A 25,112-nucleotide genomic window follows, 5' to 3' on the forward strand; every position below is an offset into this window, starting at 1 on the left:
ACACCACCACACGAGGAGAACGCCATGGATCTGCAGCTCGACGGCCGCCGGATTCTGATCACCGGTGCGAGCTCCGGGATCGGACTCGCCACGGCGCGGCTGCTCGCGGAGGAAGGGGCGCGCCTCGCCCTGTGCGCACGCGATGTTCAGCGGCTGCGTTCCGCCACCGAGGAACTGGCCGCAGTCACCGACGTCGTCACGGCGGCGTGCGATGTCACCGACCGGTCCTCGGTGGACGACTTCGTCGACTCGGCGGTCGACCGACTCGGCGGTCTCGACGGCGTGGTCTGCAACGCGGGCCGGTCGCTGATGCGCACCCTCGACGAGACCAGCGACGAGGAGATCCGGGACGAGTTCGACCTCAAGATCTTCGGCGCCCTCAACGTGGTCAGGGCAGCACGCCCCGCGCTGGCCAAGTCCGATGCCGGGTCGATCGTGGTCGTCAACGCAATCCTCTCCCGCCAGCCAGAGCTCCGGCTCGCGATCACCGCTGCCGCACGGGCCGGGCTGCTCAACCTGTCCAGGTCGCTCGCCGGAGACCTCGCCGTCGACGGGATCCGGGTGAACTCGGTCCTGCTCGGGCTCGTCGACACCGGACAGTGGCAGCGGCGCTTCGTGGAGAGCGGTTCGCCCGCCGACTTCGACGAATGGAGCGCGGAGATCGCCCACGACCGCGGAATAGCGTTGGGCCGCTTCGGCACCGCCGACGAACTCGCCTTCCCGGTGACCACACTGCTGTCCCCACGAAACAGCTACATGACCGGCGCAGCCCTCGACGTCGGTGGCGGTGTCCACCGCTACGCCTGACACCGACGACCATCCCTCAGGAGACCACCATGACCACCCAGCCCGAGTCCCACCGCCAGACCGGCGGCGACGTCCTCGTGGAGGTGATGCGCCGCCACGGCATCACCACCGCATTCGGCGTCGTCAGCATCCACAACCTGCCACTGGTCGAGGCTGTCGACCGCGACCTCACCTTTGTCGAGATGCGACACGAGGCCGCCGCGGTCAACGCCGCCGACGGGTTCGCGCGAGCGTCCGGCGGGATCGGGATCGCGTTGACGAGCACCGGAACCGGAGCGGGCAACGCGGCCGGATCGATGGTCGAGGCACTGACCGCAGGGAGTCGCGTCCTGCACATCACCGGACAGATCGAGAGCGAGCACCTGGCACCGGGGCGCCCCGCCGCGAGTCGCGGCGTGATCCACGAGTTCCCGCGCCAACCACAGATGCTCGACGCGATCTCCGCGTACTCCGCGACGATCCGCGACGCGAAAGAAGCCGGGGCCGAACTGGAAGCAGCGATCGCGCGGGTTCTGGCCGCTCCTTCGGGCCCGGCCAGCGTCGAGTGGCCCACCGATCTGCAGTACCTTGCCTCTCCCGATCAGCAGCGCCCATCCGAGTCGGCACCGCGACCCGTCCCGAGCGTCGACGCCGACTCCGTCGCCTGCGCAGCGGATCTCCTCCGTACTGCCAGGTCGCCGCTGATCTGGCTCGGTGGGGGTGCGGCGGGTGCGGGCGTGGCCATCGGCGAACTCGCACACCGTCTGGGCGCGGGCATCCTCACCAGCAACTCCGGCCGGGGCATCGTGGACGAGGACGATCCGCTGGTGATCGGCAACTTCGCCACCACACCCGCCGCCCGCGAACTGATCGCCGACGCCGACGTCCTGCTGGCGATCGGTACGCATTTCCGCTCCAATGAGACGGCCTCGTACAGCCTTCCGTTGCCCGCGAATCTGATCCAGATCGACGTTGTGCCGGCGACCATCGGCCGGGTCTATCCGGCCACCGTCGGTGTCCTCGGCGACGCCGGTGAGTCGGTGCGTGCCATCGCCGCGCACCTCGACACCGGAACCGCCGAACCCGGATGGCGCGACCGGGTCACCGAGGTTCGCGGCGTCGTACGCCGCCAACTGACCTCGTACATCGGCGGCTACGCGGAGATCTGCGAGGCGATCCGCACCGCCGTGCCCGCCCGGTCGGTCATCGCCCGCGACGTCACCATCCCGTCGAGTCAGTGGGGTAACCGCCTGTTGCCCATCCACGAGCAGGCGACCAACGTGTTCCCTCTCGGCGGCGGGATCGGGCAGGGGCTGGCCATGGGTATCGGCGCCGCGCATGCCCGCCCCGACGTTCCGACGCTGGTCATGGCCGGCGACGGCGGCCTGGCCGTCCACCTCGGTGAACTGGCCTCCCTCGCCGGCTCCGGAGCACATGTGATCGTGCTGGTGTTCAACGACGGCGGATACGGAGTTCTGCGAAACATGCAGGAAAAGAACGGATTCCGTCGATCCGGAGTTGACCTGCACACCCCCCGCTTCGATCTGCTCGCGGCGTCGATGGATCTGCCGTACCGACTCGTCCAGGGCCCCGGATCCATATCCGCCGCACTCGACCAGGCCGTCGGTCGGCGGGGGCCATCGGTCATCGAGGTCGACGTCGAAGCGCTGGACCCGGTGCCGGGACCGTTCGTGCCGCCGGTGCACGTGCCCACCGCAGATCACCAGAACGGTGGACGGTCGTGATCGCCCCGAAGCTCTGGTGGGACGACGGCGCCCTCGCCGCCGTGGCGGCGGGCGAGCAGACTCACGTCTTCGCCGCCGGGGACCACGTTGCCGACGCCATCCGGCTCGCGGTAGCGCACCCCGAGGTCGTGTTGAGTCTTGTACTGGCCGAGCCGGTTCCGGTGCCTGACGACGTCGTCCCGTTGCTCGCACAGGTCGTCGTACCGACTCTCGTCCTGGCGTCGGCGCCATCATCTGACGCGGATCTCACTGCCGCCCAAAAGCTCGCGGGTGAGATCGACAACGGCGTGTTCGTCGTCATCGATGGTGCGCCGCGACCGGTCCACACCGAACGGCGGGAGTCGTTCGCCGAGTGGTCCGCATCCTTCGTCGCCATCGCCGAAGGTCTGGCCGCCCGCGACGGGCGCCTGCTCACCCCACCCACCCCACTCATCGAAGGAGCTCTCCGATGAACACTCGCACAGCGAAATTCCCTGTCGATGCGCTCGGCCGGGCGACGTTCCGCGAGCCCTATCTCGAGACGCATCAGACCCACCCGGAACCGATCACACCCTACGAGGACAAGCTCGCCGGCTCGTTGTCCGAGGTGTTCGCCGACGGTGCAACGACTCTCGACGATGTGGTCGACGGCCTGAATGCCCTGGGACTGCACGGACCCGATGGTGGCCCGTGGACCGACGAGACCTTCCGCGCCGAGATGCGCAGATTGGGGAAATGACATGACCACCACCGAAACCCGCACCACGCCCCGGCCGACACCACGAGGACGACCGACCTTCGCCGTGGGCACCCGGCGTCACCTGGACGCCGACGAGATCGCCGCCACCGGTCTGCGCGACCGCTGGTACCCGATCCTGCCGTCGCACATGGTCGAGGCCGGGGCGATGGTCCCGGTCCGGCGTCTCGAGGTCGACTGGGTGCTGTTTCGAGACGCCCATGGCGTTGTGCACATGCTCGAGGACCGCTGCCCGCATCGCAGCGCACCCCTGTCGGTGGGTCAGCACCTCGGCGATCGGATTGCATGCGCCTACCACGGTGTCCAGGTGGATGGCGGCGGCACCGTGGTCTCCGTTCCCGGGATGCCGGGCTGCGCACTCGAAGGGCGGCGCGCGACGGCCTCGCTCGAGGTCGTCGAGGCCGCCGACACCATATTCGCCTATATCCCGCTGACCGCGGACTCGGTGCCCACGCCGTTCGTGCTCCCGGACCGGCTCTCCGATCCGGAGGTCTCGTGGTTTCCCAACTTCGCGGAATGGGCCGGACCGTGGCGGTTCTACATGGACAATGTGCTCGACCCGATGCACGGCGCATTCCTGCATCGCAATTCGCACTCGATGTTCGGAGGTGACACCTCCGCTCGATTCCGCATCCGCGAGACCGACCGCGGGTTCTTCTTCGAGAAGACCGATCAGTGCGGCGTGAACTTCGACTGGGTCGAGTTCGTACGCGGTTCCATGGATTACGTCGATCTGGAGATCCCGTACGGACCCGCCGCCGGTCCCGGCGGGGTGTTCGGCATCGTCGGGATGAGCACACCCATCGACTGCTCGACGTCGGCGATCTTCCACTGGCGTACCCGTCGAGTCAGCGGATGGGAACGCGAGGCCTGGCGGTTCCTCTACCGGACACGGCTCGAGGAGAAGCACTGGGAGGTGCTCGAGCAGGACCGCCTCGTCCTCGAGGTGCTGGCGAACGACGCCGATCGCGAGGAGCACCTGTACCAACACGATCTCGGAGTGTCCCGCATCCGGCGCATCTATCGGGCCGATGCCGTCGCGCAGGCCGCCGCTCTCGCCGCGGCGAACGGTGCGGGGTTGGCGACGTGAGCGGCATCGACGGTGGTATGGACGACACGATGCTGCTGACGGTGGTTCTGCGGCATGACCAGTCGCAGAATCTCGCGCAGCTACAGGGCCGGCTCGACGAGAACGACTGGTGGCACGGCTTCCCTCCCGAGGGCTGCGAGATCGTGTCGTGGGTCGTCGCGATGGGGCTGGGGCAGGTAGTCACGCTGCGCCTGCCCGCCGATCGACTGGCCGCCGTCAACGTGGAACTCGAGCGCCGCGCCTGGGGCACGTTTCAGACGGACTTCTACCCGACGTACGACTTCGCCCCGGTCCGCGTGCGGCTCACCGAGGAGTCCGATGCACGACGCGCTGTGAGGGCGTCATGACCCGGGTGGTCGAGCCCACCGTCGCGGAACCGCCACGACGGGACATGTTCAGCAACGCCCGAATCGTCGGCGGTCAGTTCTTCCTCTCGGGAATGCACGCGGGTGGGCCGTCGGGACCCGGTGCCGCCGCCGACACCCACGCGCAGGCCGTCGAGGCCTTCCGCCGTATGCGGGCGCTCACCGAAGCGTGTGGCGCCACCGTCGACGACATCGTCGTCCTGCGCATCTACCTCACCGACATCGACGACAGATCCGCTGTCGGCCGCGCCCGGAGCGCGGTCTTCTCCGGCGATTTCCCGTGCTCGACCCTCGTCGAGGTGTCGGCCCTGGTGGAGCCGGGCCTCACCGTCGAGGTCGAAGCCCAGGGGTTTCTCCCCACGGCCGATCACCCCGGCCGGCCTTTCACCGCCCAGTAGAATCATCCACACGGCGTCAGCCACGCCGACAACCACAAGGACGCCATCATGAGCGGACCGCGCATGAGTTCCCCTCCCGTCAGCAGCCCGGATGCCATCACCCGGCCCAACTGGCCGGTACTGATCCTGGCCTTCGTCGCCGTCGTGCTCGACGGCTACGACACCATCGCCCTCGGGCTGTCTGTGCCCGCGCTGGCCGACGACTGGGGTGTCCCGGCCTCCCACTTCACTCCTGCCCTCTCGCTGACCAGCCTCGGCGTCGCCCTCGGTTACATCGCGGTCGGGCGCCTCACCGCGCGCTTCGGCTGCCGGCACGTGGTGCTGGTCGCTGTCGCGGTGTTCACCGTCGGCTGCCTGCTCACCGCATGGGCGGGCTCGATCCTCGAGCTGAGCGCGCTGCGGTTGATCACCGGATTCGGGCTCGGCGCGGTGATGCCCGCTGCCGTTGCGCAGGCCACCGCCCTCAATCCGGCGCGGTATCGACAATCGATCGCCGTCTTCGTGACGATGGGTATCTCGCTGGGCGCGCTCATCGCCGGAGTGTTCGGCAGCCAGGTGATCGGGACGTTCGGCTGGCCGGCCGTCTTCATCGTCGGCGCCGCCGCCTCGGCCCTGCTGTTGCCGTTCTTGTGGGTCTGGCTACCCGATGAACGTGCGGTGACCCGGTCGACGATCGCGCCTGCCGACGCCAAACACCATGCCTCGGTTGCGCGACTCTTCGATCCGGCGGTCCGGACCCGCACGATTCTGTTGTGGGGCTTCGCGTTCCTGGTGTTCTCGGTCTACTACATCTTCTCGTCGTGGCTGCCTACGCTGCTCACCAGTTACGGGTTCAGCACCGGCCTCGCCCCACTCGGCTCGGCCGCACTCGGGGTGGGCAGCATCATCGGCGCGGGCGTACTCATGGTGGGGGCGTTGCGCTTCCGGATGACGTCGGTGCTCGCGGGAACCACCGCGGTCGCCATCGTGTTCCTCGTGCTGTCCGCGTTTCTCGGTGCAGACAAGGCCCTGTTACTCCTGGTGTTCGGTGGTGTCGGGCTCGGCCTGCAGGCGGGGATGATCGGGCAGGCCGCCGTCGCGGTGTCGCTCTACCCACAGGCGACCGCGGCCACCGGCGTGGGCTGGACGTCGTCGATGGGCCGTCTGGGATCCGTTGTCGGGCCGATCGTCGGAGGAGCGCTCATCGGCCTCGGGATGTCCACCAGTGCGATCGTGCTGATCGCCTGCGTGCCGGTGGCTGCGGCACTGGTGCTCATCGTCGCGCTCGGACGGACGGCGACCCGACGCAGCCCGTCTCCGGCGGCGGAGCCGGTCCCGGCCGCTTCGTAGCAGATGTCTGCGGCACCTGAACGGCCGCCCGTCGGCGTCGCCTCACTCCAGCAGCTTCTTCTGCACCTTGCCCATGGCGTTGCGGGGGAGTGCGTTGACGAACCGGATTTCCCTGGGCCGCTTGTGATGTGACAGCTCGGCGGTGACGTGGTCGATGAGCTCGCTGTCGGGTATACGCTCGCCGACCACGTAGGCGACGATGCGCTGGCCGAGGTCGTCGTCGGGGATGCCGATGACCGCCACCTCGTCCACCGACGGATGACCCAGCAGCACGGTCTCGATCTCGCCGGCGCCGATACGGAAACCGCCCGACTTGATCAGGTCGGTGGCCCGCCGGCCGACGATGCGGTGCATACCGTCGGGATCGATCACCGCGACGTCGCCGGTCGCGAAAAATCCGTCGTCGAGCCAGGATTCGGCGGTCTTGTCCGGCTGGTTCAGGTAGCCGGCGGCCATCATGGGCCCCCGCACGTGGAGGTCGCCGACCGACTCGCCGTCGTGCGGGAGGTCGGCGTCGCCCTCACGGAGTCGGGTCTGCACGCCTGCCAGCGGGAGGCCCACCCAGCCCGGTCGGCGTTCCCCGTCGGAGCGGGTGCTGACGGTGATCATGGTCTCGGTCATCCCGTAGCGCTCGACGATCTCGTGCCCGGTCAGGTCGCGGATGCTCTCGAACACCGGGACGGGTAGCGGCGCGCTGCCGGACACCAGCAGTCGCGCCGACGACAATGCTTGCGCCGCAGTCGGATCGGCCGCCACGCGGTGCCACACCGTCGGGACACCGAAGAACATGGTCGCGCCACGTTGCATCGCGGCGGCGTAGTTCTCGGCCTTCGGTGTGATGGTGTGGATCAGCCGCCCGCCCCGACGCAGCGGCCCGAGCATGCCGAGGATGAGGCCGTGCACATGGAACAGCGGAAGACCGTGGGTGAGAACGTCATCCGACGACCATTGCCACGCGTCCGCGAGCGCATCGAGGCCGGCGGCGATCGACCGCCGGGTGATGGGTACGCCCTTGGGTAGGCCGGTGGTGCCCGATGTGTACAGGATGAGCGCGATCGACGACTCCGGCGGCTCGGGGTGGCGATGCCACGAGCGGGCATAGCGACGGACCGGGATCACCGGCAGCGTGGCATCGTCGGGCGCCGCGCCCAGCCAGGCCTGCGCGCCGGAATCGGTGAGGATGTGGTCGAGTTCGCGTGACCCGGAGTCGGGTGGCACCGGCACCGCGGCCACGCCGGCGATCAGACATCCGACGATCGCGAGCACAGTGTCGGTGGTCGGGCGGGCGAGCACTGCCACCGTCCGCGCGCCGGCGATCCGTTCCGCCACCGCGGTCGCCGCACCGACGAGATCCTCGCGGGACAGATGATCGTCGCCGACCGAGATCGCGTCGGGCAGATCGGGAGCATTGGGCGTCAGCGTCGGGAACAGCACCTGTCCAGCTTTCCAGACGACGATTCGTCGATCATCACGCCGGCCTGCTACGGTGGGGGTCACGTTCACGCGATGCTGTAACTCGCTTGTTGAACCAGAGGCCGGGGTGATTACAGAAACCCCCGGTCTTGTCCAAACTTCTGATTCCGGATTCCCCTTGTTCTGCCGTGGCCGCGTGGTGCGTGGCCGAGGCCTTGCCGACGTCGGCGTCCGGTGTGGCAACCAATGGCTCCACGGTTCCCGGCCGGCTGGCGAGTGCGGACAGCGACTGAGATCTGCCCCGACACGCCCTTCCGAGGGGATATCCCCTCGCCTGCGCCTCAGGGGGCCGATCTCAGTCGACACCCGAGGTAGACCCGCACCGAAACGCACAACTCCCGCCCAGATCGACGATCGAGGCGGGAGTCCTGGCGGAGGATAGGGGATTCGAACCCCTGAGGGCTGTTAACCCAACCCGCGTTCCAGGCGAGCGCCATAGGCCACTAGGCGAATCCTCCAACCTGGCGATGATAACGGTCGCGGGCCGCCGAACCCAAAACAGGGCTCGGCCGGACCGGCCGGTCCGCCCGGCCGTCGAGCATCCCGACCACCGGTTTGCGGTTCCGGTCAGCCCGCCCGCTACACTTGACGGCGGATCCCGCGCGGCGTGCATCCTGTGAACTCCCCCAGGGCCGGAAGGCAGCAAGGGTCAACGGGCTCTCTCGGGTGCGCGGGGTCCCCTATCTCAGATAGTCACCCAGTTTCTGAGCGTCACCGCCCACCGGCGCGGTGTCACTGGAGAGGTCCCCGCGTTGAACTATCACTCGATGAGTGCCGATCAGCTCCGCGAAACCCGATCCGATCTGCAGAAGCTCTACGACGCGTTGTGCGCGGCAGGTCTGAAGCTGGATCTGACGCGCGGCAAGCCGGCGCCGGAGCAGCTCGATCTGTCGAACGCGCTGCTGTCGATGCCGGGCGAGGACTACCGCGACGCCGCGGGCACCGACACCCGCAACTACGGCGGCATCAGCGGCCTGCCCGAGCTGCGCGAGATCTTCGGTGAGCTGCTCGCCGTCGACCCGAAGAACCTCATCGCCTTCGGCAACTCGAGTCTCGAGCTGATGCACGACCTCACGGTGTTCGGACTGCTCGGTGGGACCGTCGACTCCACCGAGCCGTGGAACTCGGGACGCGTCAAGTTCCTCTGCCCGGCGCCCGGCTACGACCGGCACTTCGCGATCACCGAGTCGTACGGGATCGAGATGATCCCGGTGCCGATGCTGCCCAACGGGCCCGACGTCGACGCCTGCGCCGCCCTCACCGCCGACGACCCGTCCATCAAGGGCATGTGGGCCGTACCGACCTACTCCAACCCGACCGGCGTCACGTTCACCGAAGAGGTGACCCGCGGGCTGCTGGAGATGCCGGCGGCCGACGACTTCCGTATCTATTGGGACAACGCCTACGCGGTGCACACGCTCGTGGAGGCGCCGCCCACCCCGCTGCCGGTGCTGGAGATGGCTGCGGCCGCCGGCAACCCCAACCGGGTCTACGTGCTCGGATCGACGTCGAAGATCACTTTCGCGGGTGCGGGGGTCTCGTTCTTCGGATCGTCGACGGAGAACCTCGACTGGTTCACCGGCCACCTGTCGTTCAAGACCATCGGCCCGGACAAGATCAACCAACTCCGGCACGCCAGGTTCTTCGGCGACGCCGACGGCGTGCGCGCCCACATGGCCAAGCATCGCGAGATCCTCGCACCGAAGTTCCGCCTGGTCCTCGACATCCTCGCCGACCGGCTCGCCGACTCCAAGGTCGCCGCGTGGTCGGAGCCCGAGGGCGGCTATTTCATCAACCTCGACGTCATCGACGGCACGGCTCGCCGGACCATCGAGCTCGCCAAGCAGGCCGGGATCGCGCTGACCGGCGCCGGTTCGGCGTACCCGTATAAGGAGGATCCGTTCGACCGGAACATCCGGTTGGCTCCGACCTTCCCGTCGACCGACGACCTCCGTCAGGCCATGGACGGGGTCGCCACCTGTGTCCTGCTGGCCGCGTCGGAGACCTTGTTGGCGTCGCGCGAATCCTGACGGTGAAGATCCGAACTGCGGGACGCATGACCGTGACAAACAATCGAGCGTGAAGACGAGGCGGGCGGCCCTGGTCGCCGTCGGCTTCGTCCTCGTCGGAATTCTCGCCGTCTGGTTGCAAGACGTCGTGGTGCCGTACACGACCCCGTTCTGGGGACTGTTCGACAATCAGCTCGACCTCGACGTCTATCGGGCGGGCGCGCAGACCGTGCTCGACGGTGGACGGCTCTACGAGGCCAAACTGCTGGGTCAGATGGACTACACGTACGCGCCCATCTCCATCCTGCTGTTCGCCCCGTTCACCTGGGTGTCCTTCGAGACCGCACGGATCATCTGGACCGCGGGGATCTTCGTCGCGCTGTACCTGGTGATCATGCTGAGCTTCAAGAGCCTCGGCCGAGCCGCGTCGTGGCCGCTGCGGGTGATCGCGCTGTCCCTGGTGGCGGTCACGCTGCTGCTGGAGCCCGTGCGCACCACCATCTGGTACGGCCAGATCAACGTGTTCCTGCTGCTGATCATCGTCGCCGACCTGGCCCGACCCGGTCATCGGGGAGTGCGTGGGGTCGGGACCGGCATCGCGGCAGGCATCAAATTGACGCCGCTGATCTTTGTCCTCTACCTCGCGTTGCTACGGCAGTGGCGCACCCTGATGGGTGTGCTGGCCGGCTTCACCGTGACCCTCGTGGTCGGGTTCGCGGTGCTGCCGCGGGAGTCCTGGTCGTACTGGACCGGCAAGTTGTTCGACTCCGATCGGGTGGGTGCACCGCAGACCCCGGGTAATCAGTCGCTGCGCGGTCTGCTCGCCAATCTGCTGCACTCCGACGCCCCCAACGGGATGCTCTGGATGGTCCTCGCGCTGGCCGCGCTGGCGGCGGGGATGTACGCGGCGATGCTCGCGCATCGGCACGGGCAGGAGCTGCTCGCGATCACCATCGTCGGGATGACGTCGTGCGCGGTGTCGCCGATGTCGTGGGGGCATCACTGGGTGTGGTTCGTGCCACTGCTGGTGATCGGGGTGCACATGCTGATGGCACCCGGTCGCCGGGCGATCGACCGCGTGGTCGTCGCGGCGGGTCTGATCGCGTTGCTCCTCATCGCTTTCCCGTGGCGGTCCTACCTCGCGTACCCGATCTGGTTTGTCACCAAGACCGTCCCCGACGCCTACCTCACCGGTTTGTTCTTCAAGAACGGCATCGTCTGGCTCCGCGTGTTCACCTACTACCCGTACAACGTGGTCTTCCTGACCACGATCGTCGCGACGATCGTGGTCTTCCGACGACCGGCCGGCCCGCCGTCGACGGTCGATCCCGAACTCCTCGACTCTCGCCCGGCGTCCTGACCCGGCGACCGCCGGGTCACGCTCTCGCATCGACTCGTATGCGTCGCTAACGGCAGGTGAGTGACCCACGACACACCGGACAGAGGGCGGGCACGGCCCGTGCGCGTGCACCACAGTGAGGAGACGGACATGCGACGTCGAACGATGGTGACCGCGGTGGCGATCGCGACGCTCGCCACGACGATCGGCGCGGCCGGGCCGGCCGACGCCGCGTTCCGCACACAGAACATCGGCATGAACTGCTGGAGCCTCAACCCGAACATCGCCGACGTCCCGTTCTACGCCGGCGTGTCGGTGCGGACCGACACCACCAGACCCGGCCTGTTCAGCATCTGGGCCGACAGCAAGAGCCTCTTCCCGTACACCACGGACTCGACCGTGACGGTCACCAGCCTCGCCACGAACCGGTCGCAGACGTTCCACCGCCGGTGGCAACACGGACTCGCCGACCTACCCGGGTACCGCATCGACGATCTCCGCGGCAGCGGGCCCATCAGGGTCACCGTGCGGTCGGTGAGTCATGGTCTGATCCCGACTCTGCCGGCTCCGGTCTGCAGCGGCACCGCCACCGTCTGAGGCCTCGTCGGGAACTCGCGCCGGGCCTGTGGGGGAGCGCGCCGCGGTGTCGCAGTCCGCCGGTAGTCTCGACGCGTGGCCCTGTATCGCACCTATCGCCCGGCTACCTTCGCCGACGTCGTTGGTCAGGAGCACGTCACCGATCCGTTGAGCCATGCGCTCGACTCCGGCCGGATCAACCACGCCTACCTGTTCTCGGGTCCGCGTGGCTGCGGCAAGACGTCGTCGGCGCGCATCCTCGCCCGCTCGTTGAACTGTGTGGAGGGACCGACCTCGACGCCGTGCGGGGTGTGCAGCTCCTGTGTCGCGCTGGCGCCGGGCGGGCCGGGCAATCTCGACGTGATCGAACTCGACGCGGCCAGCCATGGCGGCGTCGACGACACCCGTGAGCTCCGCGACCGGGCGTTCTACGCACCATCGGAATCCCGCTACCGCGTCTTCATCGTCGACGAGGCGCACATGGTCACCAACGCGGGCTTCAACGCGCTCCTCAAGATCGTCGAGGAGCCGCCGGAGCACCTCATCTTCGTGTTCGCGACGACCGAGCCGGAAAAGGTCCTCCCCACCATCCGCTCGCGGACGCATCACTACCCGTTCCGGCTGCTCGCGCCGCCGGTGATGCGTGCCCTGCTCGAGAAGATCTGTGCGAGTGAGCAGGTCACCGTCGCGGCGGACGTCTATCCCCTCGTGATCCGGGCGGGCGGCGGATCGCCACGTGACTCACTGAGCATTCTCGATCAACTCCTCGCCGGGGCCGGCGACCGGGGCGTCACCTACGACCGTGCGCTGGCACTGCTCGGCGTCACCGACGTCGCCCTGATCGACGAGGCGATCGACGCTCTCGCCGCCGCCGACGGCTCCGCACTGTTCGGGGCGGTGGAGAAGGTGGTCGACGCGGGACACGACCCGCGACGATTCGCGATCGACCTGCTCGAGCGGTTACGCGATCTGATTCTGCTGCAGGCTGTTCCGGATGCGGCCGATCGAGGACTGGTGGAGGCGCCCGGAGATCAGTTGCAGCGCATGCAGTCACAGATCGAGTCGCTCGGTCCCGCCGCACTGACGCGCTTCGCGGAGACGGTGCACGCGGCCCTCGGCGAGATGCGGGGGACCACCTCGCCCCGACTCCTCCTCGAGGTGATGTGCGCGCGCATGTTGCTCCCGGCGGCATCGACCGAGGACGCCGCGCTGCTGCAGCGGCTGGAACGCCTCGAGTCCGGTGTCGTCGTGGCGGGATCGTCACCGGTGAACTCCTCGGCCGCGCCGGGCGCGGCCCCCGAGCCGGAGTCGCCGCCGAAGTTCGTCCGTCCGTCGCAGCGCAAGGCTCAGGAGTCGGCGCCTGCAGCGCCTGCGACGCCTGCGGCACCTGCGGCGCCGCCCGAGCCATCACGTCCGGAACCCGTCGCCGCGACGACGCCGGAACCGGCCGCGCCCGCGACCCCTGAATCGGCACCGGCTGCCACCGCATCGCCGCGGGCCACCTCAGCTGCGCACGACCCCGAACCCGCTGTGTCCGAAGCGGTGTCGCAGCCCAAGTCCGAGTCCAAGTCCGAGCCCGAACCCGAGCCCGAACCGACCCCGACGCCGTCACCTGCGCCGGTCGAGCGTGCGCCGATGACCCCGACGCGGCCCGAGCCGGTCGGACGGGTGGACGCGTACGGTACCGACGACGACATCCCGCTGCCGGACGAGCCGTCGGACGAGTTCGGCGTGCCGGATCCCGAACCCCGCGCTGCCGCACCGGAGGCGGAGCCGGCGCCGCCGACCGTCGACATCGGCGTCGACGCCGACGAGCTGCGAAAGCGGTTCCAGGAGGTGCGCGCGGCCGTCCGCGAACGCTCGAAGAGCCTGGAGCCGATGCTGTCCGCAGCCGTCATCCACGATCTGCAGGACCGGACGGTGGTGCTGTCGCATCCGGTGGAGGTGCTGGTGGGCCGACTCTCCGCGGCGCACGCGACCGACATCATCCGCGCGGCGCTGACCGAGGTCTTCGGCACGGATCTCGACGTGCGAACGGTGCATCAGCCCCCGGGTGCGGCCGCGCCGGCCGCCACCGGCAGAAGCGCCGCGACCGAACAACCGGCACCGCGCCGCCAGACCTTCTCGCGGCCGAGCCGGGCGGGCGCGCCGGGTGGGGAACGGCAGGATCAGCCCGCCTCGGCGGCGTCCGACCTTCCGCCCGAACCCGAGGAGCCTGAGCCGCCACGCGCCGACGAGGAACTGACCGACGCCGAGCGCGACGAGATGGTCGCCGACGCACACTCCGGACCCCCGGAGCGGCGCCTCGATCCCGATCAGGTGGCGTTGGAGTTGCTCAAGTCGGAGCTGGGCGCGCGACCGCTGGAGTAGATCACCGTCGGTCGGGTGGCGGTTCGGCTCAGGCGTTCCACCACGGACGCAGTGGAAGGTCGTTGCCGCCCCTGTCGTCGAGCTTGGTGGCCAGCACATGGTGCAGCTGGATGATGTCGCGCTCGAAGCCGATCCGGCAGCCGGCCATGTAGAGGCCCCACAGGCGTGCGGTGCCCTCGCCGACCTCCGCGACGGCCTCGTCCCAGTGATCCACCAGGTTGACGTTCCAGTCACGCAACGTCAACGCGTAATGATCGCGGAAGTTCTCCTCGTGCACGACCTCCATGCCGCCGATGTCCTGCAGCTTGGAGATGATCTTGCCGGAACCCGTCAGCTCGCCGTCGGGGAACACATAACGGTCGATGAACGACCCGGCCCGGCTGCGGCTCGAGTTGTCCGGCCGGGTGATGCAGTGGTTCAACAACATCCCGCCGACGCGGAGCCGATCCCGGATGAAGCCGAAATAGGCGGGATAGTTGGCCACGCCGATGTGCTCGGTCAACCCGATCGACGAGACAGCATCGAACCCGGTCTCGGTGACATCGCGGTAGTCGCTGTGACGCACCTCCGCCAGGTCACTCAGACCCTCGTCCACGATGGCCTTCTGGGCCCACTCGGCCTGCTCGGCCGACAAGGTCGCACCGATCACCTTGACCCCACGATGTGCGGCGTAGCGGACCATTCCGCCCCAGCCGCAACCGATGTCGAGCAGTCGGTCACCCGGCTTGAGACGCAGCTTGTCGAAGATGAGCCGATACTTGTTCTCCTGCGCGGTCTCCAACGACGCCTCGAGATCCGGATACACCGCGCAGGTGTAGGTCATCGACGGCCCGAGCACCCACTCGTAGAAGGTGTTCGACACGTCGTAGTGGTGATGGATGACCTCGGCGTCGCGAGCCTTGCTGTGCCGGAAGCCTTCCGCGAACCGGCGCCACCGCGGCAGCGCTTCCTGGGGAGGTGGTGCGATCGGCTTGAAATGCTCGATGCCCAGAGATCGCGCGATGGTGGCCAGCGTCAGCGGCGACGGGCGGCTGAAGTTGAGATCCGAGGCGAGGGCCTGCAGCGCACCATAGGGATCGCCGGGATGTGCGCCGACGAGCTCGAGATCGCCTGCGATGTAGGCGCGGGCCAGACCGAGATCGCCGGGGGCGGTCACCAGATAGGTCGTGCCCCGCGGAGTCTTGAGCTTGAGGCCGAACTCGGCGTCCTCCGGGCCGGCCGCACTACCGTCGTAGGCGGTGATGCGGACGGTCAGGTCGCCGCCCATCAGCGATTCGAAGATCTGGGCCAACGTCATCCTGCCCGACGGGGTCTCGCCGCCGGCGTGCAAGGGGCTGTCCTTGAATGTGGTCATTGTCGTTTCACCGCTTTCGCATACAGATCCAGCAGACGGCCGCGGGGGTCGTACCGCTTCTTGAGCAGTCGATAAATCTCGCCCCCGTAGAGTTCGTCGAACTCGTCGGGGGAATAGAAGGATTCGGAATAGAGCGACTTGTGGCCGTCGAGCTCGGCCACCTTGCGTTCGATCACCTTGTTGGTGTGTCCCGGATCGCCCGGGGTGACCGGCACGGCCGACCAGAACCCGACGTTGACGTAGGTGCGGTGTGGCTCGAGCGGATAGAGCGGCCACGGCCGCACCTGATCACTACTCGGATCACTGCCCGCGTGCGTCGTTCCGGTCGAATTCGGCCCGCTCGCTCCGCTCCCGGCGCCGGTCAAATCCGGCCCGCTCGCCGGCTCCCGGAGGCGCAACGGGCACAACCAGATCGGCTCGATCGGAACGTTCTGCAGGAACCACTCCACGTAGGCGGTGGTGTTCTCGATCGGCACCTCGATGTCCTGGACCACGCGCTCGTTGGGTGGCTCACCCTTGCGGGCGCTGAGTTTGTCGCCGATGTTGTACCGGTGGTCGAGGGCGATGATCTTCCAGTAGAAACTGCTGCGCAGCAGTTTCTTCGGCCACAGGCGGCGGATGCGGGGGTTCTGCGCCCCGAATGCTCGGGAACACCAGAACCAGTCGGTGTCCCACCGCCACAGATAGTCGTGGATGGTGAGGCGGTCGGTGGTTCGTCGCTGGATCGACCGGTAGAAGATGTCCATCCCGGTGTAATCACTCGTCGGACCGGGTTCGTCGGTCTGACGCCCCAGCGTCAGGTACGACTCGTCGGCCGTGAACACCACGCCGTCGAGGTAGTCGACCCGCTCGCCGTCGTAGGAAGCGTCGGCGATGATCGTCGCCATCGTCTCCTGCAGGTCGACGATTCGGTCGAAGCGGACATGCCGTAGTGCCACAAACGGTTGTACCGCTTCGAGTTCGATCTTCAGCCGCACCGAATAGCCGAGCGTCCCATACGAATTGGGAAACCCGAAGAAGAGGTCGGCGTATTCGTTGGTCGGGGTCGCGGTGATGATCTCGCCGTCGCCGGTGAGGATGTCGATCTCCAGGACCGACTCGTGCGGCAGGCCGTTGCGGAACGACGTGCTCTCGATACCCAGTCCGGTCACCGCGCCGCCGAGCGTGATGGTCTTCAACTGCGGCACGACCTTCGGTGCGAGGCCGTACGGCAGCGTTGCCGCCACCAGGTTCTCGTACGTGCACATCCCGGCGACATCGGCGGTCTTCGCGTCCTTGTCGACCGAGATCACCCGATCCAGCCCGGAGACGTCGAGTCCGGGAAAGGGATTGTCTGCCCGCTTCCGGAAGAGGTTCGACGTCTTCTTCGACAACCGCACCGTCGCACCCGTGGGGATGGCACGGTAGCTCGCCAGGAGGGTGGCCACACCCTCGTCGAATGCCAGCGGCCCCATCTCCAACCGGTCCGAGCTCACTTGGATAGCCTAGGTCGTGAGTTTGCCCCCCGCCAATCAGTTCTAAGGAGTGCCCGCTGTGGGTCAGGTTTCCGCAACCCAGTCGATCGACATCGCCGCCGAGCCGGACGCCGTCGTCGCGGCACTGGCCGACTACACCGAGGTGCGCCCCGCGATCCTGCCGTCGCAGTACCGCGACTACGCGGTGATCAGCGGCGGAAACGGTGACGGCACCGTCGTGCACTGGATTCTGCAGGCCACCGAGAAGCGCCAGAGGGACGTCAAGGCGACCGTCAGCGTTGTCCCCGACACCGTCACCGAGAACGACGAGAACTCGTCGATGGTGACCACATACACAGTCTCGAAGTCCGGTTCGGGTAGTTCGGTCACCACCACCACGACGTGGACCGGGGCCGGCGGCATCGGCGGATTCTTCGAGAAGACGTTCGCGCCCAAGGGCCTCAACCGCATCCAGGCCGAACTCCTCGGCAACCTCAAGAAGCGTCTGGAGAGCTGAGCCGCCGACGTCGCCGTGACCCGGTCGCGCCGCTCCCACCGCGCGACGGGGTCGATGCCACCCGCGTCGTCCTGAGGTCCGGGCCGGAACGCACGGTCGGGGAGTGCCTGCAGGAGACGCGTTCGCTGGCGGGCCTGACCATCGACGCCCTGGCCGCGCGGGCCGCCCGCGGGGAGATCGTCGACGGTCGGGGCAGTCCCGTCGACCTGGATCGGCCCGCCCGGCGCAACACCTCGGTGTATCTGTACCGGGACCTGCCCGACGAGCCGCCCATCCCGTTCGATCTGCCGATTCTCCATGCCGATGAGCACATCGTCGTCGTGGACAAACCGCACTTCCTGGCGACCATGCCGCGCGGCCGCCACGTCACCCAGACGGCCCTGGTCCGCCTGCGCCGGGAACTGGGTACCGACCTGGTGTCGCCGGCCCATCGGCTCGACCGGCTCACCGCGGGTGTGCTGCTGTTCACGCTGCGGCCGGAGGTGCGCGCCGCGTACCAGTCGCTGTTCGCCGACCGGCTCGCGGTGAAGGAGTACCGCGCGCTGGCGCCGGTCCGCACCGACCTCTCGACGACGACCAGGGTGGCCGATCGCATCGAGAAGACCGCCGGTGACCTGCGCGCCTGCGTCGTCGACGGGGAGGTCAACGCGATCAGCGACATCACCCTCGCCGAGGAGACCGACCGCGGGGGCATCTACCACCTGCGTCCGCACACCGGCCGGACCCACCAGCTGCGCATGCACATGGCGTCGCTGGGCGTCGGGATCGTCGGCGATCCCCTCTATCCCGACGTCCGGCCCGACCTCGCCGAGCGACCCGATCGCGGAGATTTCAGTCGGCCACTGCGGCTGATCGCCCACTCGCTCGCCTTCGACGATCCGCTCACCGGTGAACCGCGACGGTTCATGAGCGGGCGGTCGGTGCTGGACGGGGAGTGAGCCCCACTGGCTACCCTGGCCCAATGGCCATACAGACGACCTACGAGCGTCATCCCGACCTCGGATGTGAGGCCGTCGTCTTCATCGACGACGAGTCGATGGCGTGTTTCCAGATCCAGCGTGACCTCGTCGGCGGACCGCGGGCCCACGAGTACTGCGTGACCACCGGCGCCAGTGCGCCCATCTACGGCGCCATCGTCGAGTGGCGTCGCGTCGACGACAGGTTCGAATTCTCCCTGACCAGGCGCGCCGGCCGGCTGTTCGGCGACGACGTCCTCTCGTTCGTCGTGACCCCCGGGCACGGGGAGACCGTCGACGAGCTCGCCGCGCATGTCGATCGGTTGCTCCGCTGACCTGGCGACTACCCTGGACACCGTGACTCAACCTTTCGACCCCAGCGCACTGTTCGGCGGCGGTGAAGGCGGCGACAACCCGATGGCGGGATTGCTCGCGCAGGCCCAGCAGATGCAGGAGCAGCTGCTCACCGCGCAGAACGAGATCGCGGCGGCCGAGGTGACCGGATCGGCCGGCAACGGCCTGGTGACGGTGACCGGAAACGGGACCGGTGAGGTCACCGCGGTGACCATCGATCCCAAGGTCGTCGACGCCGATGATGTCGAGACGCTGCAGGACCTGGTCCTCGGTGCGCTCGCCGATCTGTCGACCAAGCGTGAGGCGCTTGCTCAGGAGAAGATGGGACCGCTCGCCGGTGGGCTCGGCGGCGGTCTGCCCGGTCTCGGCTGAGTCGACGCCGCCATGTACGAGGGACCGATCCAGGATCTGATCGATGAACTGGCCAAGCAGCCGGGCCTCGGTCCGAAGGGTGCGCAACGGATCGCGTTCCATCTGCTGGGCGTCGAGAACAACGAGATCGATCGGTTGATCGCGGCCCTCGGCCGGGTGCGCGACGACGTCACCTTTTGCGCCGAGTGCGGCAACGTCTCCGCCAACAGGCTGTGCCGGATCTGCTCGGACGCGCGTCGCGATGCGACGAAGATCTGCGTCGTCGAGGAGCCGAAGGACGTCCACGCGATCGAACGCACCAAGGAATTCAACGGCCGGTACCACGTCCTCGGCGGGGCGTTGGACCCGTTGTCGGGGATAGGCCCCGATCAGCTGCGGATTCGCGAACTCCTGCGTCGCCTCGCCAACCAGGAGGACGGTGTCGACGTCACCGAGATCATCGTCGCGACCGACCCCAACACCGAGGGCGAGGCGACCGCCACCTACTTGCTGCGGATGCTCAAGGACTTTCCGGGGCTGTCGGTGACGCGACTCGCATCCGGACTCCCGATGGGTGGCGATCTGGAGTTCGCCGACGAACTGACACTGGGACGGGCGCTCTCCGGCCGGCGGGTGCTCGCGTAGGCGGCGATCGCGCCCGCGAGGGAGCGTCTGCTACAGATTGACCCGTGACCACACCGGGAATGACGCGAATCGGTCGACTGTCCGTGTTGGCGGTGACGCTCGCCGCGGCCGTCGGCATCGTGACGGTGCCGCAGGCCGCCGCGGCGCCGACCGAGACCCGGCCCGCCCATACCGGGCCCACGCAGACCCTGCGGTGGGGCCGTGCCCGGCGATCCACGGAGCCGGTCCGGACGTCCGCTGCGCGACCGTGCACGTGCCGCGCGATCACAGCAAACCCGCGGGTCCGACGATCGAGGTCACGGTCAGCCGTATCCCGGCCCGCGATCCCGCCCGCAGGCGCGGGGTGCTCATCGGCAATCCCGGCGGGCCGGGTGGTGACGGGATCGCCATGTTCTCCGCGTTGCCCGTCCCGCAGGCGATGCGTGACGAGTGGGATCTGGTCGCCGTGCAACCGCGCGGACTGCTGTCGGCCACGCCGGTGAGATGCGCACCGATCACCGAATCCGACACCGTCTCGTCCCTGGTGTCCTTCGGCGGCATGAACCGTGATCGCTGCGACAAGGCCGACCCGGGATACGTGCGCACCATCACCACCGAGAACACCGCACGCGACATCGAATCGGTCCGTCGCGCACTCGGCGTCGACAAGGTGAGTCTGTACGGCATCTCCTATGGCACGCTGCTGATGTCGACGTACGCCACACTCTTCCCGCAGCATACCGACCGCCTGGTACTCGACTCCGGCGTCGATCCGTCATGGGTCTGGAATGATGTGCTGGCCGGGCAGACGTCCTCCTACAAGCGTCGCACCCACGAGATGATGGCGTGGATCGCCCAGCGCGACAACATCTATCACCTCGGACGTACACCGCTCGCGGTGTACCGGTCGTGGAGTGCGAAGGTCACCTCCGAAGCCGGGGTACCGCCCTCGCTCGCCGCACCGCCCGCCCGGGTGGGCGACGTGCCGCCGGGTCTGCGTGCCGTGGCGCAGCAGTACATCGCCGGCGTGGATCTCACCGCGGATGCCCGTGCCCGGGCGGAGAACCTGGTGGCGACACTCCTCGTACCCGGTGGGGTGCAGGCGAACTCGTCGCTCTTGGGCCTGACACGGATGGCCGCACCGGACCGCAACGCCTGGCCGCTGGTGGCCCTGCGCACCGCCGGCCGGGCGCGGCCGCCCGGGCAACTGCCGCCCGACGTCGTGAAGATCCTGACGAATCTGCAGGAGATGCAGAACCTCATCATGTGCAACGAGAACCAGGCGCCGGCGCAGCCGGCGCAGGTCCCCGCGTCGGTGTTCGCCAACTACATCGTCGGCGACATCTTCGACGGTCCGGGCCTGATCTACCAGTCGGGTATGGCGTGCGCCGGCGCCCCGGCGGTCACCCGCCCGGTGGCCGTGTCCAATCGTGGACTCGCGGTGCAGCCCTTGCAGATCCAGAGTGTCGGCGATCCGCAGACGCCGTACCGTGGCTCACTCGAGATGCAACGTCGGATGCGCAGCCACCTGATCACCGTGGGCGGCGGTGACCATGCCCAGCTGGGACGTAAGAACGGTCCCTTGGACGGTGCCCTGGTCGAGTATCTGCGGACCGGCCGGACTTCCGTGCGTGCCGTACCCGAACCGCCGATCACCGCATCCCTCACCACGGCGCCACGCACCGTCCTCGGCCGATGATCGCTGCCACCCTCGACGATCAGCTCGACGAACTGGCCGCCGAGATGGTCTCGGGCATCGTCGCCATCGACGGACCGTCCGGGGCAGGCAAATCGACCGTGGCCGACGAACTGGTGGCGCGCCTTCGGGCCCGCGGCACCGGTGTACAACTCGTCCGCACCGATGATTTCGCCACCTGGGACGACCCCGTCGCCTGGTGGCCGGAGCTGGAAACCGATGTGCTGCAAGCCTTCATCCGCCGGCACGACTACCACTATCGCCCGCGCGTGTGGCGCGGCGGTGTACCCGAACCGGGCAAGCTCGTCTGGCTGCGCTGGGAGCCGTTGCTGATCATCGAGGGTGTGTCGTCGGCGCGGCGGCGGATCGCCGAACGACTCACGTACTCGCTGTGGCTCGACGGCGGTCCGTCGGCCGAACGTCTCGAGCGGGCGGTGGCCCGTGACGGCGAGGAATCCCGGCCGATGCTCGAGCGGTGGCAGCAGTTCGAGCGCGGGTGGTTCGCGGTGGATCGCACACGGGAGCGATGCCGGGTCCTGGGGTGACGGTCGTGCGGATCGTGACCTGATCCCGACGGGGTTACCGTGGGGTGTGGGCTACCACAGCATCGGCGAACTCGACGCCGATCTCATCGAGTGCCGGGCCTGTCCGCGGCTGGTCGCCTGGCGTGAGCAGGTGGCGCGGGAGAAGCGGGCGGCCTTCGCCGACCAGACCTATTGGGGACGCCCGGTGCCCGGCTTCGGCCCCGACGACGCGCGCGTGCTGATCCTCGGACTCGCGCCCGCCGCGCACGGCGCGAACCGGACGAGCCGGATGTTCACCGGCGACCAGAGCGGCGACGTACTGTTCCGCGCGCTCCACGACGTCGGGCTGGCCAATCAGCCGGTGGCGACGTCGGCGGACGACGGTATGGAGTTGTTCGGCGTGCGGATGACCGCACCGGTGCACTGTGCCCCGCCGCAGAACAAACCGACCGTCGCCGAACGTGACCGATGTGCGCACTGGCTCGATGCCGAACTCCATCTGCTCCTGCCGACGTTGCGGTCGGTGGTGGTGCTCGGCGCCTTCGGCTGGCAGGCCGGCCTGCGGTCCTTCGCCGACCTCGGCTGGGCGGTCGACCGGCCGCGGCCCAGGTTCACCCACGGTGCTCGCACGGTGATCCGGCTCGATGACCGGGAACTCGCGGTGTTCGGGAGTTATCACGTGAGCCAACACAATACGTTCACCGGACGGCTGACGCCGCAGATGCTCCGCGACGTACTCGGCGCGGCTGCCGACCACGCCGGCCTGACTTCGCGAACCCGTCGTTGACCAATCCCGACACGGGTAGGCTGCGATGGGCACGGCGATCGACGGGCGATCGGTGCGCGAAGGGAGTGGGAGGCGCCTGATGAGTAGTGCGCTCGCGCAGTGGTTGGGCCGCAGTCCTGATTCCCGATGCCGATGCGGGCACCCACGGGATGCCCATACCCACTACCGTGCGGGTACCGATTGCGCCATCTGCGGGCCCACCGTGTGCGCACGATTCCGGTTCGACCGCTTCCACCGGGGGTGACGTTCAGCCGCGTCGCCCGGCCGCGAGGCGTTCCTTGCGCAGTCGCTCCACCTGTGGAAGATGCAGCGGGGAAAGCGAATCCACACCCATCGCGCGTTGCAGGAGATGATCGGCGAGCTCAGGATTGCGGGCCAGCGCCGGTCCGTGCATGTACGTCCCGAGTGCCGTGCCCTGGATGACACCCTCGGTGCCGTCGCCGACCCCGTTCCCGACACCATGCCGGACGCGGGCCAGTGGCCGCGCGTCGGATCCGAGAGTCGTTCCGCCGCGGTGGTTCTCGAATCCGCTCAAGGGTGCCTGCAGGCCATCGACGGCCGGCTCGGTGACCAGCTCGCCGATGCTGCGCGTCGCCTGGGGTGCGGTGGTGAGGTCGAACAGCGAGATCCCTTCCACGCGTTCGCCGGCCGACGTCTCGTACCAGTGGCCGAGTACCTGGATGGCCGCGCAGATGGCCAGGACCGGCCGGCCAGCGGCGGCGGCCCGCTGGAGTCCTGGGTAGCGGGTGAGATGCCGCGTGGCCAGGCGTTGGGCGTAGTCCTCGGCACCGCCGAGGGTGTACACGTCCAGCGAGTCGGGCACCTCGTCGTCGAGGGTGATCTGCACGATCTCGGCGTCGATGCCGCGCATCAATGCGCGCTGGCGCAGGACCAACGCGTTGCCGCCATCCCCGTAGGTGCCCATGACGTCGGGCAGGACCAGGCCGATCCGGAGGGTCGATTCGCTCACTGCCCCGAACCTCTCTGCAGGTCGGCGCCCCGCGCCCGCTCGGCACGGTCGAGGGCGACGCCGAGGTCGCGAAACGCGGTGTAGTTGGCCAGGACCTCCACCCGCCCCGGTGGACAGGACTCGATCGCCTTCATCGGGTTCGGGATGGTGGTGTGTTCGGCGCCTGCGTAGAGCAGTCGTACAGACAGGTCCGCGGCGCGTTCGCCTGCCGCGATCACCTGCATCGTCTCGAAGGCCTCGAACCGGACGTCCCACAGCCAGGAGAGATCCTCGCCGTCGGGGACCTGCCCGTTCACCGCGATCACCAGGCCGTCGGCGTCCTGGTCGATCATCGACAGTGCCTCCTGCCATCCGGCGGGGTTCTTGGCGAGCAGGGTACGCACGGAGTGGTTGCCGACCTGATGGATGCCGTAGCGGCCGGCGACCTCCCCGACGGTGCCGACCGCGGCGACCGCCTTCGCGGGATCGGCGCCCATCGCGACCGCTGCGGCCACTGCCTGCGCGGCATTGCCCCGGTTCGCGCGTCCGGGTACCGACAGGGTCATCGGCGACACGAAACCATCTGGTCCATAGAGATTCTCGTCGTCGAACCACCAATCGGGGGCCGGCCTGCGGAACTGCTCGTCGCCGCTGGAGTGCCAGTCGTCGCCGTTGCGGATGATCGGTTCGCCGGTGCGTGGGCAACTCACCGAGTCGCCGACCCAGCCGGCGCCCGCGGCCACCCAGACGACCTTGGGTGCGTCGAAGGCGGCCGAGGTGATGAGCACATCGTCACAGTTGGCCACGACCGTCGTCGCCGGGTGCCGGGCGATGCCATCTCGCAGGCGCCGTTCGATCATGTTGATCTCGCCGACCCGGTCGAGCTGGTCGCGCGAGAGGTTGAGCATCACAAGGACTTCGGGGTCGACGGCATCGCTGACGTGGGGCACGTGCAGCTCGTCGACCTCGAGCGCGCAGATGGATGCGGGGCGATGCAGGGTGAGGGTCGCGATGATGCCGGCGTCCATGTTGGCGCCGTCGGCCTGGGTGGCGACCTCGCCCAACTCGGACAGCGCCGCCGCGGTCATCCGTGTCGTCGTCGACTTGCCGTTGGTGCCGGTCACCAGCGCGGTACGTTTGCCCGCGGCGAGGCGGCCCATGATCTTCGGGTCGATCTTCGCGGCGACCAGGCCACCGATCATCGAACCCTTGCCGCGGCCTGCGGTTCGTGACGCCCAGCGTGCCGCGGATGCGGCGGCCAGTGCGACGTTGGTGCGCATCGGTGTTCTCACGCGGTCGGGCATGGCATCGAGTCTGACACAGGCGGTCG

25 protein-coding genes, 1 tRNA gene and 1 other RNA gene are annotated in these 25,112 nt (G+C 68.4%); 21 read left to right on the forward strand and 6 right to left on the reverse strand.

Annotated elements, in window-relative coordinates; all coding sequences use genetic code 11:
* Window positions 1–24: 24 nt before the first annotated feature.
* Genes D7316_RS19365 through D7316_RS19400 form a run of 8 tightly spaced genes read left to right on the forward strand, consistent with a single transcriptional unit; the run spans window position 25 to window position 6,449 of the window.
* Entirely contained in the window at window positions 25–807 is a 783-nt protein-coding gene (locus tag D7316_RS19365) for an SDR family oxidoreductase (protein WP_124709709.1), read from the forward strand.
* Between the two features lie 29 nt (window positions 808–836).
* A complete protein-coding gene (locus tag D7316_RS19370) occupies window positions 837–2,531 on the forward strand; it encodes a thiamine pyrophosphate-binding protein (RefSeq protein ID WP_124709710.1) in 1,695 nt (564 codons plus the stop codon).
* Window positions 2,528–2,983 (forward strand): hydrolase, encoded by a 456-nt coding sequence (locus D7316_RS19375; RefSeq protein WP_124709711.1) that lies wholly within the window; start codon window positions 2,528–2,530, stop codon window positions 2,981–2,983. Before D7316_RS19370 ends, D7316_RS19375 begins: the two co-directional genes overlap by 4 nt.
* Window positions 2,980–3,249, forward strand: coding sequence for a recombinase-like helix-turn-helix domain-containing protein (locus tag D7316_RS19380; protein ID WP_124709712.1), 270 nt, complete (start codon window positions 2,980–2,982; stop codon window positions 3,247–3,249). The genes D7316_RS19375 and D7316_RS19380 overlap by 4 nt, the downstream gene beginning before the upstream one ends.
* Window position 3,250: 1 nt before the next feature.
* Window positions 3,251–4,357 (forward strand): Rieske 2Fe-2S domain-containing protein, encoded by a 1,107-nt coding sequence (locus tag D7316_RS19385; RefSeq protein WP_124709713.1) that lies wholly within the window; start codon window positions 3,251–3,253, stop codon window positions 4,355–4,357.
* A gap of 29 nt (window positions 4,358–4,386) precedes the next feature.
* Window positions 4,387–4,704 (forward strand): hypothetical protein, encoded by a 318-nt coding sequence (locus D7316_RS19390; RefSeq protein ID WP_124711444.1) that lies wholly within the window; start codon window positions 4,387–4,389, stop codon window positions 4,702–4,704.
* Window positions 4,701–5,120, forward strand: coding sequence for a RidA family protein (locus D7316_RS19395; protein ID WP_124709714.1), 420 nt, complete (start codon window positions 4,701–4,703; stop codon window positions 5,118–5,120). The genes D7316_RS19390 and D7316_RS19395 overlap by 4 nt, the downstream gene beginning before the upstream one ends.
* Before the next feature lie 48 nt (window positions 5,121–5,168).
* On the forward strand, window positions 5,169–6,449 hold the full coding sequence (locus tag D7316_RS19400) for an MFS transporter (RefSeq protein WP_124709715.1): 1,281 nt from the start codon (window positions 5,169–5,171) through the stop codon (window positions 6,447–6,449).
* Between the two features lie 42 nt (window positions 6,450–6,491).
* Here the strand turns inward: D7316_RS19400 and D7316_RS19405 are convergent, their stop codons facing one another.
* Both D7316_RS19405 and D7316_RS19410 read right to left on the reverse strand, forming a co-directional pair.
* Window positions 6,492–7,883, reverse strand: coding sequence for an acyl-CoA synthetase (locus tag D7316_RS19405; RefSeq protein WP_124711445.1), 1,392 nt, complete (start codon window positions 7,881–7,883; stop codon window positions 6,492–6,494).
* A 408-nt stretch (window positions 7,884–8,291) separates the two neighbouring features.
* Window positions 8,292–8,380 (reverse strand) — tRNA-Ser (locus D7316_RS19410).
* 132 nt (window positions 8,381–8,512) lie between these two features.
* Between D7316_RS19410 and ffs the strand changes: the two genes are divergently transcribed.
* The 5 genes from ffs to D7316_RS19435 all read left to right on the forward strand — a co-directional run bounded on the left by ffs (window position 8,513) and on the right by D7316_RS19435 (window position 14,216).
* An RNA gene (ffs, locus tag D7316_RS19415) (signal recognition particle sRNA small type) lies at window positions 8,513–8,607 on the forward strand.
* 67 nt (window positions 8,608–8,674) lie between these two features.
* Window positions 8,675–9,952, forward strand: a complete 1,278-nt coding sequence (locus D7316_RS19420; protein ID WP_124709716.1) for an aminotransferase class I/II-fold pyridoxal phosphate-dependent enzyme — start codon at window positions 8,675–8,677, stop codon at window positions 9,950–9,952.
* A 49-nt stretch (window positions 9,953–10,001) separates the two neighbouring features.
* A complete protein-coding gene (locus D7316_RS19425) occupies window positions 10,002–11,291 on the forward strand; it encodes a glycosyltransferase 87 family protein (RefSeq protein ID WP_124709717.1) in 1,290 nt (429 codons plus the stop codon).
* A 129-nt stretch (window positions 11,292–11,420) separates the two neighbouring features.
* Window positions 11,421–11,867, forward strand: a complete 447-nt coding sequence (locus D7316_RS19430; RefSeq protein ID WP_124709718.1) for a hypothetical protein — start codon at window positions 11,421–11,423, stop codon at window positions 11,865–11,867.
* 75 nt (window positions 11,868–11,942) lie between these two features.
* A complete protein-coding gene (locus D7316_RS19435) occupies window positions 11,943–14,216 on the forward strand; it encodes a DNA polymerase III subunit gamma and tau (RefSeq protein WP_124709719.1) in 2,274 nt (757 codons plus the stop codon).
* 28 nt (window positions 14,217–14,244) lie between these two features.
* Here the strand turns inward: D7316_RS19435 and D7316_RS19440 are convergent, their stop codons facing one another.
* A complete protein-coding gene (locus tag D7316_RS19440; RefSeq protein ID WP_124709720.1) occupies window positions 14,245–15,570 on the reverse strand; it encodes a class I SAM-dependent methyltransferase in 1,326 nt (441 codons plus the stop codon).
* On the reverse strand, window positions 15,567–17,024 hold the full coding sequence (locus tag D7316_RS19445; protein WP_124711446.1) for an FAD-binding oxidoreductase: 1,458 nt from the start codon (window positions 17,022–17,024) through the stop codon (window positions 15,567–15,569). The genes D7316_RS19440 and D7316_RS19445 overlap by 4 nt, the downstream gene beginning before the upstream one ends.
* Before the next feature lie 79 nt (window positions 17,025–17,103).
* Between D7316_RS19445 and D7316_RS19450 the strand changes: the two genes are divergently transcribed.
* The 8 genes from D7316_RS19450 (at window position 17,104) to D7316_RS19485 (ending at window position 22,833) form a co-directional block, all read left to right on the forward strand.
* On the forward strand, window positions 17,104–17,541 hold the full coding sequence (locus tag D7316_RS19450; protein WP_124709721.1) for an SRPBCC family protein: 438 nt from the start codon (window positions 17,104–17,106) through the stop codon (window positions 17,539–17,541).
* Entirely contained in the window at window positions 17,538–18,479 is a 942-nt protein-coding gene (locus D7316_RS19455; RefSeq protein ID WP_124711447.1) for a pseudouridine synthase, read from the forward strand. Before D7316_RS19450 ends, D7316_RS19455 begins: the two co-directional genes overlap by 4 nt.
* Window positions 18,480–18,502: 23 nt before the next feature.
* Window positions 18,503–18,832 carry a hypothetical protein gene (locus D7316_RS19460; RefSeq protein WP_124709722.1) on the forward strand — a complete coding sequence of 110 codons (330 nt, stop codon included), beginning with the start codon at window positions 18,503–18,505 and terminating at the stop codon, window positions 18,830–18,832.
* Complete coding sequence (locus D7316_RS19465) at window positions 18,810–19,223, forward strand: YbaB/EbfC family nucleoid-associated protein (RefSeq protein WP_197718269.1); 414 nt, start codon at window positions 18,810–18,812, stop codon at window positions 19,221–19,223. The genes D7316_RS19460 and D7316_RS19465 overlap by 23 nt, the downstream gene beginning before the upstream one ends.
* Window positions 19,224–19,235: 12 nt before the next feature.
* Window positions 19,236–19,847, forward strand: a complete 612-nt coding sequence (gene recR / locus D7316_RS19470) for a recombination mediator RecR (RefSeq protein WP_124709724.1) — start codon at window positions 19,236–19,238, stop codon at window positions 19,845–19,847.
* Between the two features lie 253 nt (window positions 19,848–20,100).
* Window positions 20,101–21,525 carry an alpha/beta fold hydrolase gene (locus D7316_RS19475; protein WP_408610026.1) on the forward strand — a complete coding sequence of 475 codons (1,425 nt, stop codon included), beginning with the start codon at window positions 20,101–20,103 and terminating at the stop codon, window positions 21,523–21,525.
* Window positions 21,522–22,067 (forward strand): uridine kinase family protein, encoded by a 546-nt coding sequence (locus D7316_RS19480; RefSeq protein ID WP_124709725.1) that lies wholly within the window; start codon window positions 21,522–21,524, stop codon window positions 22,065–22,067. The genes D7316_RS19475 and D7316_RS19480 overlap by 4 nt, the downstream gene beginning before the upstream one ends.
* Window positions 22,068–22,113: 46 nt before the next feature.
* Window positions 22,114–22,833: a uracil-DNA glycosylase gene (locus D7316_RS19485; protein WP_124709726.1), complete on the forward strand. Its 720-nt coding sequence runs from the start codon at window positions 22,114–22,116 to the stop codon at window positions 22,831–22,833.
* A 247-nt stretch (window positions 22,834–23,080) separates the two neighbouring features.
* Here the strand turns inward: D7316_RS19485 and D7316_RS19490 are convergent, their stop codons facing one another.
* Window positions 23,081–23,803, reverse strand: coding sequence for a type 1 glutamine amidotransferase (locus tag D7316_RS19490; RefSeq protein ID WP_124709727.1), 723 nt, complete (start codon window positions 23,801–23,803; stop codon window positions 23,081–23,083).
* Entirely contained in the window at window positions 23,800–25,086 is a 1,287-nt protein-coding gene (locus D7316_RS19495) for a MurT ligase domain-containing protein (RefSeq protein WP_124709728.1), read from the reverse strand. The genes D7316_RS19490 and D7316_RS19495 overlap by 4 nt, the downstream gene beginning before the upstream one ends.
* Between the last annotated feature and the right edge of the window lie 26 nt (window positions 25,087–25,112).

The organism is Gordonia insulae (assembly GCF_003855095.1).
GTDB lineage: Bacteria > Actinomycetota > Actinomycetes > Mycobacteriales > Mycobacteriaceae > Gordonia > Gordonia insulae.

Bases quoted from the DNA above. Each gene is read 5' to 3' on its own strand.
- D7316_RS19370 (WP_124709710.1), top strand. From the start codon at position 837: ATGACCACCCAGCCCGAGTCCCACCGCCAGACCGGCGGCGACGTCCTC.
- D7316_RS19445 (WP_124711446.1), bottom strand. From the start codon at position 17,024: ATGGGGCCGCTGGCATTCGACGAGGGTGTGGCCACCCTCCTGGCGAGC.
- D7316_RS19495 (WP_124709728.1), bottom strand. From the start codon at position 25,086: ATGCCCGACCGCGTGAGAACACCGATGCGCACCAACGTCGCACTGGCC.
- D7316_RS19440 (WP_124709720.1), bottom strand. From the start codon at position 15,570: ATGACCACATTCAAGGACAGCCCCTTGCACGCCGGCGGCGAGACCCCG.
- D7316_RS19400 (WP_124709715.1), top strand. From the start codon at position 5,169: ATGAGCGGACCGCGCATGAGTTCCCCTCCCGTCAGCAGCCCGGATGCC.
- D7316_RS19460 (WP_124709722.1), top strand. From the start codon at position 18,503: ATGGCCATACAGACGACCTACGAGCGTCATCCCGACCTCGGATGTGAG.
- recR (WP_124709724.1), top strand. From the start codon at position 19,236: ATGTACGAGGGACCGATCCAGGATCTGATCGATGAACTGGCCAAGCAG.
- D7316_RS19380 (WP_124709712.1), top strand. From the start codon at position 2,980: ATGAACACTCGCACAGCGAAATTCCCTGTCGATGCGCTCGGCCGGGCG.
- D7316_RS19385 (WP_124709713.1), top strand. From the start codon at position 3,251: ATGACCACCACCGAAACCCGCACCACGCCCCGGCCGACACCACGAGGA.
- D7316_RS19365 (WP_124709709.1), top strand. From the start codon at position 25: ATGGATCTGCAGCTCGACGGCCGCCGGATTCTGATCACCGGTGCGAGC.
- D7316_RS19480 (WP_124709725.1), top strand. From the start codon at position 21,522: ATGATCGCTGCCACCCTCGACGATCAGCTCGACGAACTGGCCGCCGAG.
- D7316_RS19390 (WP_124711444.1), top strand. From the start codon at position 4,387: ATGCTGCTGACGGTGGTTCTGCGGCATGACCAGTCGCAGAATCTCGCG.
- D7316_RS19465 (WP_197718269.1), top strand. From the start codon at position 18,810: ATGTCGATCGGTTGCTCCGCTGACCTGGCGACTACCCTGGACACCGTG.
- D7316_RS19395 (WP_124709714.1), top strand. From the start codon at position 4,701: ATGACCCGGGTGGTCGAGCCCACCGTCGCGGAACCGCCACGACGGGAC.
- D7316_RS19430 (WP_124709718.1), top strand. From the start codon at position 11,421: ATGCGACGTCGAACGATGGTGACCGCGGTGGCGATCGCGACGCTCGCC.